Below are 12,866 nucleotides of genomic sequence, written 5' to 3' on the forward strand. Positions count from 1 at the left end.
GGTGAGTTTTGTTGAGACGTTCTGGGATGTTGGATATATATAAGATATTGATTTTAAACCATTAAATGGAATTCTTGGTAAGTTGTGAAACTTCAATGCTGGTGACCCGGAAACCATTGAATACTGTTGTTAATCATTTGAATTTATTGCCTTTGGTTTTGGGTTTTAGCGGGTAGGGTATCCGGTGGGGCACCAAACAATTTATGAATTTGATTGGAGAGCCATACCAAATTAGCCATAACGACAGCCGCTCTTATTCTGTGCATTTTAGCATTTTTATCATGGTGCGGGAATCTGCATGTTTTAACGTATCAACGATTAAGCTGGGTGGTGATCTACCCAGTGACGGGCAGCTTTACACAGAGGCCGTAATTTCAATCAATGAGACTGGAACGATTGCACCAACATTGGTCATCTCTGCACCAAAAGTTTCACAAGGTCAGTCATCGGTAAGGTGGGGAAATTATGATTGGTTATAAGTTAATGAAATTATTACAATTTTTATTTTCATCATAAGTTGGCGCAATCGTTGCACATTGCTTAATAAATATTTCAAACGTTTCATTATCGATAAGGAGATTCACAATGAAATTATTTGCAGCAATGTCAAGTGTGATCATGTCTGCCAGTCTGTTATTTGGGGCAACTTCAGCGTAAGCCGACCAACTAGAGTCTATCCAGAAAATGGGGGTGTTGAAAGTTGCAGTACCGCAAGATTTTCCTCCATTTGGCTCGGTTGGTATCGATCTTAAGCCCCAGGGTTATGACATCGATATGGCAGGATATTTGGCCAAAAAGCTCGATGTCAAACTTGAACTGGTGCCTGTCACCAGTGCTAACCGAATTCCTTATCTGCAAACGGGGAAAGTGGATCTGGTGATTTCCAGCATGGGCAAGAACGCTGAACGTGAAAAAGTGATTGATTTCAGTGCGGCGTACGCGCCTTTCTACCTCGGAGTTTTTGGCTCGCCGGATGAAACAGTGACTAGCGCACAGGATCTGAAGGGCAAAACCATTGGTGTGACACGTGGCTCGGTAGAAGATTTAGAACTGAGCAAAATTGCGCCAAGTAATACGACCATCAGACGTTTTGAGGATAACAACGCAACGTTATCTTCATTCCTATCGGGGCAGGTGAGCTTGATTGCAACAGGTAACCTCGTGGTAACCGAAATAGCGACCCGTTATCCAGCAAAAGCGCCACAAACGAAGTTCCTTTTGAAAAGCTCACCGTGTTATGTGGGGGTGATGAAGGGCGAAGAGGCATTGTTAAACGAAGTGAACCGCCTAATCACTCAAGCGAAGCAAGAAGGCGTGTTGGAAGGCTTCTCACAAAAATGGCTTAAAGCACCGTTCCCTGCGGATCTGGGTGTGTAACGTGAAGGACGAAGCATGAGCTATCAGTTGAACTTTAGTGGTTTAACTCCTTACCTGCCACAGTTTGTGGCAGGGCTGGGAACAACCGTAGAACTGACCGTTATCTCAACCTTTGGTGGATTACTGCTCGGTACTTTGTGTGCCAGCGCGAAAACGAGTCAAGCCAAATGGCTGAAGTTTGTTTGTACCTGCTACATTGAAGTGATTCGTAACACCCCATTTATTGTGCAGTTATTCTTTATCTTTTTTGGTTTGCCTGCACTCGGCATCAAATTTTCTGCTTGGCAGGCGGGCGTGATTGCAATGGTGATCAACTTAGGTGCGTATTCGGCAGAGATCATTCGTGCGGGTATCGAAGCTACGCCAAAAGGTCAGTGGGAAGCTGGGAAAACATTGGGATTAACTCGCATGCAGATCTTCACACGGATCGTGATTTCACCGGCATATCAACGTGTTTACCCAGCGATTGTCAGCCAGTGCATCATTGTGATGTTGGGTTCTGCGGTCGTGTCACAAATATCAGTGGAAGATCTGACGTTCGCGGCCAACTTCGTACAGTCGCGCAGCTTTCTAAGTTTTGAATCGTACATGCTGACCGCCGCAATTTATTTGGTCCTTGCTATTGTAATGCGTCAGGTGTTTGCGCTGATTAAGCACGTCGTTTTCAAAAACCCATCGCTGTAGGAGAGCACAACCATGATGCAATTTACTGATTGGGATATTTTTCGCAGCCTGTTGATGGCTGCTCGTTGGACCGTTGCTCTGTCACTGATTGCATTTGTTAGCGGCGGGCTGCTTGGATTGTTTATTACCTTGCTGCGCAGTACGCGACATTCGGTGTTTACCGGTCTCATCAAACTGTATGTGGAACTGTTTCAAGGTACGCCGCTTTTGATGCAGCTATTCCTCGCATTCTTTGGGCTATCACTGGCGGGGGTAGAAGTCAGTGCTTGGACCGCTGCGGTGTTGTCTTTAACCTTATTTAGCAGCGCCTTTTTCCATGACATCTGGCGTGGTTGTATTGAATCTTTGCCAAAAGGGCAATGGGAAGCGTGCCGTACGCTAGGTCTGACCCACATGCAAACTATGCGTTACATCATTGCGCCGCAAGCCGCGCGTCTGGCGATTGCGCCGACAGTCGGTTTTTCGGTACAGATAGTGAAAGGGACTGCACTGGCGTCAATTATCGGTTTTGTTGAGTTGACCAAAGCAGGCACTATGCTCAACAACGCAACGTTTCAACCGTTCAAAGTGTTTGCGCTGGTTGCTTTACTTTACTTTGTTATCTGTTTTCCCCTTTCTGCGTTAGCTCGATATTTGGAGGCTAGAAATCATGTCACTCGTTAGTGTTGAACAAGTCCATAAATATTATGGTGAAAATCACGTCCTAAAAGGGATTGATCTCAAAATTAACCCGGGTGAAGTGGTGTCGATCATCGGCCGCAGTGGCTCGGGGAAGAGTACGCTTTTGCGCTGTATGAACGGTCTCGAAGACTATCAGGACGGCGTGATCATCGTCGATAACCAAGCGGTAGAAAACGACGATTACAAACTGCGTTTACTGAGCCGAAGTGTCGGTATGGTGTTTCAGAATTTCAACTTGTTCCCACACCTGACGGTTGGAGAAAACGTGATGTTGGCGCCTAAGTTAGTCTTGAAGAAAAGCGCAAAAGAGTGTGAAGCACTGGCACGTGAACTGTTGGAAAAGGTCGGTCTGGCCGATAAGTTTGATGCCTATCCGACCAATCTTTCCGGAGGTCAGCAACAACGCGTGGCCATTGCACGTTCACTGGCAATGAATCCCAAAGTGCTATTGTGTGATGAAATAACCTCTGCGCTAGATCCGGAACTGGTTGGTGAAGTGTTAAGGGTGTTGGAACAGTTAAAAGCGGAAGGTATGACACTGATTCTGGTGACCCACGAAATGAACTTTGCCCGTGATGTGGGCGATCGTGTCGTGTTCATGAATCAAGGTAAAGTGTGGGAAAGTGGGCCGAGTGAATCGGTGTTTATTTCACCTCAAACCCCAGAACTGCAAAGCTTTTTGTCCGCTGTTCGATAAGCATCATGATGGAGTCAGTATGACCAATAACCACCACTCACTCAGTGAACGTATTACTCAGCAGTATTCACGCTTAACCGAAAGCAGTCGCCGAATTGCAGACTATCTGCAACTGAATCCGGAAAAGATTTTGATGCTGTCGACGGCCGAAATTGCTGAATCCTGCTCGGTATCGAAGACCAGTGTGAGTCGTTTTATCCGCCAACTGGGTTATGACGATCATGTTGCGCTCCGTCAGGAGTTGATGCAGGAGCGCGAAAAGGGAATTCCGGTATTAACCTCCCACATCGAAGATCTGGACATTCAACATGACATGCGAGCGTTAGAACAACTTTGCCTACAGTTGGCGACGCTTGATGTCACAGAACTGGTTGATGCCATGGTCAAAGCGAAACGGGTGAAAATCATCGGTTACCGTAATAGTTATCCGCTGGCGATGCATTTTCGTCAGCAACTGATGCAGTGCCGCGCTAACGTTGAACTGTTGCCGTTACCCGGTCAGACATTGGGAGAGGATCTCGTATCGATTACTGACGACGATTTTGTGATAGTGATTGGCATCCGTCGTCGTATCTCTCAGTTTGAAAAAATCATTCACCACCTGAATGGGAAGCCGAGTTTATTAATTACCGATCAATCTGGCCAGAAGTATGCAGGTTTAGTGAAACATTTTCTGGTCTGCCACATGAATAATCAAGCACCTTTGGATAGCTATGCGGTACCAATGAGCTTAGTATCCTATCTGGTTAACAAGGTGTATAGACACCTTGGAGAGAAGGCGACCAAACTCAGTCGTCATATCTCAAAAAACTATGCGCAGTTGAACGAAGTGGAATAACAGCAACTGTTGAGTAACATGAAAAGAGCAAAAATAATAATATGAATGTATTAGCTAAACTGAAAAAAGAGTGGTTCCTTGTCGGGATGCTCATTGCTATCGTGCTGGCGACGGTAACGTCTGAATTTGGCCGTTCTGACGGAGTGATTCATCTGGATCAACTGACCGGGGTGGGGATCGCTATTGTCTTTTTCCTGCACGGGCTGGGGCTTTCCCCACAAGCGATCAAAGCGGGGGTCACTAATTGGCGTCTGCACGTTTATATCCAAATGGCTACGTTTGTGGTTTACCCTATTTTATGGGTGATTTTCGGTGAAACCTTTTTAGCATACATGCCTTCTGCTCTGGCATTCGGTTTTTGCTATTTGCTGGTTCTACCAAGCACGATTTCTTCATCTGTTGCCATGACCAGCGTGGGTAAAGGCAACGTTCCGGGCGCTATTTTTAATGCTTCACTTTCAAGCATTCTTGGGGTTTTCATTACGCCACTGTTGATTCAACTTTTCATGGGATTTGAAGGCGTGCAACTTGATTTACTGGACTCCGTCGTTTCGATTTCCGAACTGCTGCTAGTACCGATGATCGCCGGTCAAATCATGCGTCCATATTTGGTTACTTGGGTTGAACGCCACAAAGCATTGGTTAATAAAGTTGACAAATACGTGATTCTCTTAATCGTTTACAACGCGTTTTGTGATTCCGTTGTGAATGGTATCTGGAGTGAGTTTTCGGTTGGCTTGTTAGCCACATCAATCCTCATTTGTACCGTTATTCTGTTGGTTATGGTGCACCTCATTCAATGGGGCGCACGTTTTACCAAATTTGCGCTGCCGGACGAAGTGGCTGCTGTTTTTTGCGGTACCAAAAAAACGTTGGCCGCGGGGATTCCTATGGCCAAAGTGATTTTTGGTGCAGATCCGGCACTGGGGATGGTTCTGCTGCCAATCATGCTGTATCACCCGATTCAGATTTTCTACTGTGCTTTACTGGCAAACCGCTATGCGCGCCAAAGTGAATCACTGAAAACCGTGACTCACTCATCCGCACCGAACTAAGTATCTTCACGAATTGGATATCTGCACGAGTTAGGTCTCAGTATCAGGTTCGGCGCTACGGATTCAGCGCCCAATAAGCATCAAGAGTAAGGAAGAATATGAGTAAGGACACTCGCATTTATTGTTCTCAGGGGCCTGACACGTTACCCGCAATGGCACAGGGGACGCTGTCTGGAACTCGATTTGTTTTTAAAGATTTGTTTGATGTCAAAGGGTACGCTACTGGCGCGGGTAATCCTATCTGGCTGAAAAGCCATGAATTAGCAACAGCAACATCGCCGCTGATCACCGCGTTGCTTCGTCAGGGAGCGGAATGCGTAGGTCGTGTTCAAACTGACGAACTGGCTTACAGCCTCAATGGACAGAATGTTCACTATGGGACGCCTATCAATCCTAGAGCGACAGAGTGCATTCCCGGTGGTTCATCCAGCGGTAGTGCCGTCGCGGTGGCTGCCGGAGATTGTGACTTTTCCATCGGTACCGATACTGGTGGTTCGGTACGAGTGCCAGCCAGCTACTGCGGCTTGTTTGGTCTGCGCCCAACGTTGGGGGCGCTTGATCTTTCGCACTGTTTTGAATTGGCAAAGAGTTTTGATACCGCTGGCATTTTTACCCGTGATTTGCGCCTAATGAGAGATGTGTGGTCGGTATTGGCTGCACGTAGTCAGTTCGGCGAACGGGTGACTCGCGTTTATCTCGATGCGCAGTGCCAAACGGTGATGAGTTCGGCCCGTTTTGAGCGCTTTACTCAGCAGTGTCAGGGGGCTGGTATTGAGATTGTGCAGAGCCATTTTCTTGCTGAGAGTGGCTGGCAACTGGCTGAACTGAGCTTACTGTTTCGCACCATTCAAGGTTTTGAAATCATTGTTCATCACGACGCATGGCTCACACTTTATGGTGACAGCCTAGATCCTGCGATCTGGGAGCGAGTGCAGTGGGCGAGAACGATCACCTATGAGCAGTATCAACATGCTAAAGCGCAGCAGCAGGATTTTCAGCAACAGCTGCTGACACACTTGAAGCAACAGCACTGCTTGTGGGCGATTCCGACTGCCCCATCGGGTCCACCGTCATTGATGATGCCGGCTGATGAACTGGCTGCCTATCGCTCACAGTTGGTGGGACTCACCAGTATTGCAGGGCTGTCTGGATTACCGCAGCTTCACCTGCCTATGGAAGCATTATTAGAAGGGCCCTGTGGTATCTCATTGATGGGGTTGCCTCATCAGGAAGAGAGTCTACTCGTAACGGGTGAAGCTGTTTACAGCGGTCAATGTTAAGGAGAAGGAGAATGAAGCATCAAACCGCATTTACTGCACCGCACTTTAAGGCCACGCAAGTTGGTCAGCAAATTCTTGACGCTGGCGGTACTGCCAGTGAAGCCATGGTCGCAGCAGCGGCAATGATTGCGGTGCAATACCCGCACATGAACAGTATTGGTGGCGACAGTTTCTGGCTGATCGCCAAAGCGGGTCAAACACCGATTGCCATTGATGGTTGCGGCGCTGCGGCATTGAATGTAGAGGTTGAACACTATCGCGCATTGGGTGATGAACTGCCATTTAGCGGAGGTGAATCTGCCATTACTATGGCTGGTACAATTTCAGCTTGGCAAAAAGCGCTGGAAGTTGACGCGGGCACCTTAACATTAAAAACACTATTGCAACCAGCAATGGATGCCGCTCGTAAAGGTATTGAGGTGACGCAAAGCCTAGCCAGTGCCAGTGAAAAGACCTTTGATCGCCTAGCATCACAGCAAGCTTTTGCGCAGAACTTTCTCAAGCAAGGAAAAACACTCAATATTGGCGATACCTTAGTTAACGAGGCGCTGGCCAATACGCTGCAACAACTGGCTGAACATGGGCTAGACGCTTTCTACCGCGGCGAGATTGCCGACTTAGTGGCTAAAGAATTGCAATCGGCTGGCAGCCCACTGACGTTGGATGACTTCCATAATCATCAGGCAAAAGTGATGGCACCTTTAACGGTCAACACCTCAAAAGGGCGCTTGTATAACTTCGGTGCGCCGACGCAAGGTGTTGCTTCACTGTTGATTCTGGCAATTTACGACCGGTTAGCCTCTCAAGCGAAAAGTGAAGTCGACCATATTCATCTGCTCGTTGAAGCGACCAAGCAAGCCTTTATCATTCGTGATCGTGAAGTGTGTGACGAAGAGTTATTAAGCCTGCCGTTGCAAGAATGGTTAAGCGACTCGGTTATTGAGCAATGTGTACAGAATGTGTCTATGCGTAAGGCATCACCTTGGCCGTATCAGGCAAAACCGGGTGATACTGTCTGGATGGGGGCGAGCGATCAATATGGCACCATGGTGAGTTTCATTCAAAGTGTTTATTGGGAATTTGGTTCTGGCGTGTTTCTGCCGGAAACTGGCATTTTGTGGAATATTCGTTCAAAAAGCTTCTCACTCGATGCTCGTCACCACAACGTGTTGGCACCGGGCAAAAAGCCGTTTCATACATTAAATCCGGCTTATGCAGAACTCATAGATGGCCGTCGTATGAGTTACGGCACCATGGGTGGGGAAGGCCAACCTCAGACACAAGCTTGTCTGTTTAGCCGTTACCACTATCAAAACTTCTCACTCAGCAACGCGATTGCCGCGCCGCGTTGGCTGCTTGGCCGCACTTGGGGTAACAATACCAATAATTTACGGCTTGAACAGTCGCTGTATGACCAATATGGCGATGCCTTAAAACAACGTGGCCATGAGGTTACCTTCGTGGCCGATTGCAACGAATTAATGGGACACGCTGGTGCAATCATCCTCGACTCGCATGGAAAGGCGTGTGCAACCAGTGATCCTCGCAGTGATGGAACCTGTTTACTTGGAGAATACCATGACCACCCAAAACGAATTATTTGAAGCCCTAAATCCGCCCCAACGGTTACTGATGGGACCTGGCCCCATCAATGCCTATCCACGTGTTCATCAGGCTATTTCTCAAGCCCTGATTGGTCAGTAGATCCCGTGATGACCGGATATATGAATCAGGTTCAGTCGTTGTATCGTGGTGTTTTTCAGACACAAAATCAACAGATCTTGTTGGTTGATGGCACGGCTCGCTCAGGGATTGAAGCGGTATTGGTTTCGGTGTTAAAGCCGGGTGATAAAGTGCTGGTGCCCGTTATTGGTCGTTTTGGTCATCTACTGTGTGAAATTGCCCAGCGTGTTGGTGCTAAGGTGCAAACCATTGATATCGAATGGGGGGAAGTCTGTCCGCCAGAGAAAGTGGAAGCGGCGATCAAAGTGTTTCAACCAAAGTTGCTGGCAACCGTTCAGGGTGACACCTCAACCACGATGAATCAGCCACTCAAAGAGATGGGCGAAATCTGTCAGCGGCATGGGGTGTTGTTTTATTGTGACGCAACCGCTTCGATTGCGGGAAACGATCTTAAAGTCGATGAGTGGAATCTTGATGCGGTGTCTGCCGGTTTGCAGAAGTGCCTTGGTGGCCCTTCGGGTTCAGCACCCATTACCTTGAGTGACCACTGTGCAGAGCGGATTAACCGCCGTAAACACGTGGAGGCTGGGATTCGAGCCGATCATCATACTCAAGGTGATGAGGTGATGATTCAATCTAACTATTTCGATTTGGCGATGATCATGGATTACTGGGGACCAGAGCGTCTGAATCACCATACCGAAGCCACGTCAATGCTGTACGCCGCTCGTGAATGTGCGCGTATCTTTCTTGAAGAAGGTGCAGACAACGTGATTGCTCGGCACAAACAAGCGGGGGAAGCGTTGGCGGCTGGCCTACGAGCAATGGGGCTGGAGTTGTTTGGCAATCAAACCTATAAGATGAACAACGTGGTGGGGGTTTACATTCCGGCCAACGTGAATGGTGATGCCATCCGCCTTGAGTTGTTGCAACGTTTTGGGATTGAAATTGGCACCTCGTTTGGCCCGCTGCATGGCAAAATTTGGCGTATCGGTACCATGGGCTACAACGCCCGACAAGAATGCGTATTGTCGACACTGGCGGCGCTGGAAGCGATTCTGATCAAGCATAAAGCCGTTATTGTTGCGGGGCAGTCCGTTGTTGCGGCGATGGAATTTTATGCTTAGTCACATCAGAAAGAAAAGCCAATATTACAACGTGAATGGGATGAGGCAACTGAAGGAGCGTCGAGGATGACAGTAGAAAAAGACACCATGGCGCGGCAGGCAAAAAAACTGATGGATCAAGCAGACACATTGGCTCAATTCAGCGCTGACGAAGATGCGATTACGCGAGCTTATCTGACGCCACAGCATCGTGCCGCCCATGACCAATTGGCACAGTGGATGCGTGAAGCGGGTCTGGAAACATGGCAAGACAGTGTCGGTAATCAGTGGGGACGCAAAGTCTCGGCCAACCCAATCCAGTCAACACTGATTTTGGGCTCTCATAGTGACACTGTCACTAATGCTGGTAAATATGATGGCAACTTGGGCGTGATTCTGGCTATTGAAACCCTCGCTCTGTTGGTTGATGAAGCATTTCCGTTTCATATCGATGTCGTTGCCTTTGCCGATGAAGAAGGGACACGATTTAACACTACGTTGATAGGTTCCAGTGGGGTTGCTGGGTGTTTTAACCCACAGTGGTTGGATGTAAAAGATGCTGACGGCATTTCGATGGCAGCCGCGATGCGCTCGTTTGGCCTTGACCCAAGTCTCGCAGGCAGTGATGCTCGAACGCCAGAGGAGACTCTGGCATATCTCGAAGTACATATTGAGCAAGGGCCAGTGTTGGAAGCTGAAAATCTGCCAGTGGGCGTGGTAACAGGGATCGCGGGTGCGAAGCGTTTTCAATGCCAAGTTAAAGGCATCGCGGGCCATGCAGGAACAGTGACGTTGGATTTACGCCATGATGCGCTGTGTGGTGCAGCAGAAATGATCATGGCTATCGAAACATTTGCGCAGCAAAACGGGATTGTCGCCACCGTTGGGAAATGTGAAGTATTACCCGGTGCCGTGAATGTGATTCCTGGTGAAACTCATTTTACGATTGATATTCGCAGCCTTTCTCAGGTGACGCTGGAACAATGCTCCGTTGAGCTTCTAGCACAATTAGCCGACATCGCACACAGACGTAACCTGAGTTTTGATTACGAAAATATCTACCAAGCAGAAGCGGTATTGTGCAGCGATCAACTTCAGCGACAATGGGCGGAAGTGGTTGAATCTGTGACTCAGAACTCCCCCCGTTTCTTACCCAGTGGGGCCGGTCATGATGGGCTTGCCATGACGAACCTGACCGAAATCGGCATGCTGTTTGTACGATGTGAAAAAGGAATCAGCCACAATCCACGAGAGCAGGTGATGGAAGCTGACGTGCTCGTCGCACTCAATTGCTTTGTGCAGATGGTGAAAAGCTTTCGCTAGCACGATGTATTCTCTTTCTCAAAATAAAACCCTTGATATGACTCTCACCTGAGCCACATCAAGGGTTTTGTGATCAAGGTCGCTATAATGTGTGGGATAAATGAAATAAGAAAGAGTCATCAGTTTGGTTTTTCAAAAAGAACAGTTTGAGTTACTGGCCCCCGGTGGGGATTTAGATTCAATTAAAGCCGCTATTGCCGCTGGGGCAGACGCGATTTACTGTGGCCTAGAAAGGTTTAACGCTCGCAACCGAGCGACCAATATCACGTTAGAAGTCTTGGATAGTGTTTTAGCGCTGGCCCATCAACACCAGTGTAAAATTTTTCTCACGCTTAATATTGTATTACTGGAACATGAAATCCCTTCCGTTATCCGCCTACTTCAGCAGTTAGCAGAATCTTCCGTTGATGGCGTGATCGTGCAAGATCTCGGTTTAGCTTACATTATTAAGCATCATTTCCCTGCGCTGGATATGCATGCATCTACCCAGATGAATACGCATAATGATGGTCAGATTCTACTTTTGAGCAAGTTGGGAGCCAGTCGTGTAAACCTCTCTCGTGAACTGAATATCAATGAAATTACCCATCTGGCTCAATTTGGGCGTCAGCATAATGTTATGACAGAAGTCTTTGTGCATGGCTCATACTGCATTGGTTTCTCTGGTTTGTGCTATTTCAGTTCTGAACGCAGTGGTGCTTCTGGCAACCGAGGCCGATGCAGCCAACCCTGCCGCGATCAATATCAAACGACGCCTGCGGGAAAAAATTACCCACTTAATTTAAAAGATAACTCGGCATACTCTGATATTGAAGCGTTGGCCCAAGCGGGAGTGTATTCCTTAAAAATCGAAGGGCGAATCAAAAAGCCACACTATGTTTATACGGTGGTCGATAACTGGCGTAAACAGATTGACCAATTTTGTGAAACAGGGACGATTCGGGAAGACATGACAGAACTATACAGTGTCTTTAACCGTGATTTCACCAATGGCTATTTGCAAGGTGATATTCATCGTGACATGTATATCGATAATCCAAGAAACCACGCCGCTACGCATTTTTCCACCATTTATCAGTGTCGTAGCCTCGATGAAGTTAAACAGGTTAAGCAGCACTTGTATGACAAGACGACGAAAATTATCGATAAGGTCGAAGCGCTCACTCGATCAATGCCGATTGAACCCAAGGCCCCGCGCAGTTTAAAAAGCAATGGAAGAAAAAGTGACATATTGATGTCAAAACAGATGAATATCGATGACATGGCTTCGCCTCAATTGTCGGTGCTGATTTCTGATTACAGCGACTTGGAACTGCTTGATTCGTGTCGTGATGTCTCTTTTTTCTATCAGCTTCCAGATGCACTGAACGATCAGCTTGAAGCGATGAGCGTGATGTTTAGCCGGCATCCCACCCTGATTCCCTTTTTTCCCGCTGTTCTGATTGGTGAGCATTATCAAGCCGCGACGGAATTCCTGCGACAGCTTAAGCCCGATTGGATTATTACTGATAATCTTGGCGTTGCTAATATTGCACAAACGTTAGGAATAAACTGGGTTGCGGGGCCACAGCTTAACATCACTAACTCCTATGCTCTGCAATGTGTACAGCAGGAATTAAAAGGGGTAGGCGCTTTCATTTCCGATGAAATTAATGCTCTGCAGATGCGGCGAATGGTTCGGCCACAAGGCTTTAGGCTATTTTATACCCTTTATCATCCAATACATTTGATGACGAGCCGCCAGTGCTTCTTTATTCCAACGGTGGGGTGTAAAAAACAGCGGATGAATAAAGGTTGCATGACGCGTTGTGAAAAAACCGCTTCGATTATCTCGTTAAAAGAGAGGCCTTATGTCATTCACAAACAGAAAGGCAGTCATAACCGTTTGTACAGTGATGTCAATTGCCTCAATCTCGCGGTTTTAGAGGATTTACCACAACGTTATACGGATTTCATGATCGATTTACGTTCGATTCCCACCCAAACTCAAATTCATATGGGGAAGAGATCGCTTATCGAACACTTTAAACAAGCTTTACAAGGGGATAGTACTGCTAAAAAGACGTTATCGACGCAAATTCAAGGCACCACAAACCAGCAGTATCAAAAAGGCTTATAGCAAGCCATTCGGCGCTAAAAAAG

13 protein-coding genes are annotated in these 12,866 nt (G+C 47.4%); all 13 read left to right on the forward strand.

The genetic code is table 11. The features are described from left to right. The first annotated feature begins 203 nt into the window (after positions 1-203). The 13 genes from B5D54_RS03310 to B5D54_RS03365 all read left to right on the forward strand — a co-directional run bounded on the left by B5D54_RS03310 (position 204) and on the right by B5D54_RS03365 (position 12,843). Positions 204-479 (forward strand): hypothetical protein, encoded by a 276-nt coding sequence (locus B5D54_RS03310; protein ID WP_078925059.1) that lies wholly within the window; start codon positions 204-206, stop codon positions 477-479. A 214-nt stretch (positions 480-693) separates the two neighbouring features. Then, a complete protein-coding gene (locus B5D54_RS03315) occupies positions 694-1,377 on the forward strand; it encodes a transporter substrate-binding domain-containing protein (RefSeq protein ID WP_254847071.1) in 684 nt (227 codons plus the stop codon). A gap of 15 nt (positions 1,378-1,392) precedes the next feature. Then, entirely contained in the window at positions 1,393-2,061 is a 669-nt protein-coding gene (locus B5D54_RS03320; RefSeq protein WP_078925060.1) for an amino acid ABC transporter permease, read from the forward strand. 12 nt (positions 2,062-2,073) lie between these two features. Then, positions 2,074-2,724 (forward strand): amino acid ABC transporter permease, encoded by a 651-nt coding sequence (locus B5D54_RS03325; protein ID WP_078925061.1) that lies wholly within the window; start codon positions 2,074-2,076, stop codon positions 2,722-2,724. After that, on the forward strand, positions 2,711-3,439 hold the full coding sequence (locus tag B5D54_RS03330; RefSeq protein ID WP_078925062.1) for an amino acid ABC transporter ATP-binding protein: 729 nt from the start codon (positions 2,711-2,713) through the stop codon (positions 3,437-3,439). The genes B5D54_RS03325 and B5D54_RS03330 overlap by 14 nt, the downstream gene beginning before the upstream one ends. A 19-nt stretch (positions 3,440-3,458) precedes the next feature. Beyond that, positions 3,459-4,277: a MurR/RpiR family transcriptional regulator gene (locus B5D54_RS03335; protein ID WP_078925063.1), complete on the forward strand. Its 819-nt coding sequence runs from the start codon at positions 3,459-3,461 to the stop codon at positions 4,275-4,277. Between the two features lie 41 nt (positions 4,278-4,318). Then, positions 4,319-5,332: a bile acid:sodium symporter family protein gene (locus B5D54_RS03340; protein ID WP_078925064.1), complete on the forward strand. Its 1,014-nt coding sequence runs from the start codon at positions 4,319-4,321 to the stop codon at positions 5,330-5,332. A 98-nt stretch (positions 5,333-5,430) separates the two neighbouring features. After that, positions 5,431-6,612 (forward strand): amidase, encoded by a 1,182-nt coding sequence (locus B5D54_RS03345; RefSeq protein WP_078925065.1) that lies wholly within the window; start codon positions 5,431-5,433, stop codon positions 6,610-6,612. 11 nt (positions 6,613-6,623) lie between these two features. After that, the gene (locus B5D54_RS03350; protein WP_078925066.1) at positions 6,624-8,216 is read left to right on the forward strand and encodes a gamma-glutamyltransferase family protein; all 1,593 of its coding nucleotides are present in this window, start codon (positions 6,624-6,626) and stop codon (positions 8,214-8,216) included. Next, on the forward strand, positions 8,191-8,316 hold the full coding sequence (locus B5D54_RS17425; RefSeq protein ID WP_277872740.1) for a hypothetical protein: 126 nt from the start codon (positions 8,191-8,193) through the stop codon (positions 8,314-8,316). The genes B5D54_RS03350 and B5D54_RS17425 overlap by 26 nt, the downstream gene beginning before the upstream one ends. Before the next feature lie 8 nt (positions 8,317-8,324). Then, a complete protein-coding gene (locus B5D54_RS03355; RefSeq protein ID WP_277872741.1) occupies positions 8,325-9,422 on the forward strand; it encodes a pyridoxal-phosphate-dependent aminotransferase family protein in 1,098 nt (365 codons plus the stop codon). Positions 9,423-9,488: 66 nt separating this feature from the next. Then, positions 9,489-10,724, forward strand: coding sequence for an allantoate amidohydrolase (locus B5D54_RS03360; protein WP_078925067.1), 1,236 nt, complete (start codon positions 9,489-9,491; stop codon positions 10,722-10,724). Between the two features lie 118 nt (positions 10,725-10,842). Beyond that, entirely contained in the window at positions 10,843-12,843 is a 2,001-nt protein-coding gene (locus B5D54_RS03365) for a peptidase U32 family protein (protein WP_078925068.1), read from the forward strand. Positions 12,844-12,866: the final 23 nt, after the last annotated feature.

Origin of the sequence: Vibrio cincinnatiensis DSM 19608, assembly GCF_900167345.1 — a bacterium.
GTDB lineage: Bacteria > Pseudomonadota > Gammaproteobacteria > Enterobacterales > Vibrionaceae > Vibrio > Vibrio cincinnatiensis.

Coding starts and splice junctions, on each gene's coding strand:
- B5D54_RS03310 (WP_078925059.1), top strand. CDS start 204: ATGAATTTGATTGGAGAGCCATACCAAATTAGCCATAACGACAGCCGC.
- B5D54_RS03320 (WP_078925060.1), top strand. CDS start 1,393: ATGAGCTATCAGTTGAACTTTAGTGGTTTAACTCCTTACCTGCCACAG.
- B5D54_RS03325 (WP_078925061.1), top strand. CDS start 2,074: ATGATGCAATTTACTGATTGGGATATTTTTCGCAGCCTGTTGATGGCT.
- B5D54_RS03330 (WP_078925062.1), top strand. CDS start 2,711: ATGTCACTCGTTAGTGTTGAACAAGTCCATAAATATTATGGTGAAAAT.
- B5D54_RS03335 (WP_078925063.1), top strand. CDS start 3,459: ATGACCAATAACCACCACTCACTCAGTGAACGTATTACTCAGCAGTAT.
- B5D54_RS03340 (WP_078925064.1), top strand. CDS start 4,319: ATGAATGTATTAGCTAAACTGAAAAAAGAGTGGTTCCTTGTCGGGATG.
- B5D54_RS03345 (WP_078925065.1), top strand. CDS start 5,431: ATGAGTAAGGACACTCGCATTTATTGTTCTCAGGGGCCTGACACGTTA.
- B5D54_RS03350 (WP_078925066.1), top strand. CDS start 6,624: ATGAAGCATCAAACCGCATTTACTGCACCGCACTTTAAGGCCACGCAA.
- B5D54_RS17425 (WP_277872740.1), top strand. CDS start 8,191: ATGACCACCCAAAACGAATTATTTGAAGCCCTAAATCCGCCCCAACGG.
- B5D54_RS03355 (WP_277872741.1), top strand. CDS start 8,325: ATGACCGGATATATGAATCAGGTTCAGTCGTTGTATCGTGGTGTTTTT.
- B5D54_RS03360 (WP_078925067.1), top strand. CDS start 9,489: ATGACAGTAGAAAAAGACACCATGGCGCGGCAGGCAAAAAAACTGATG.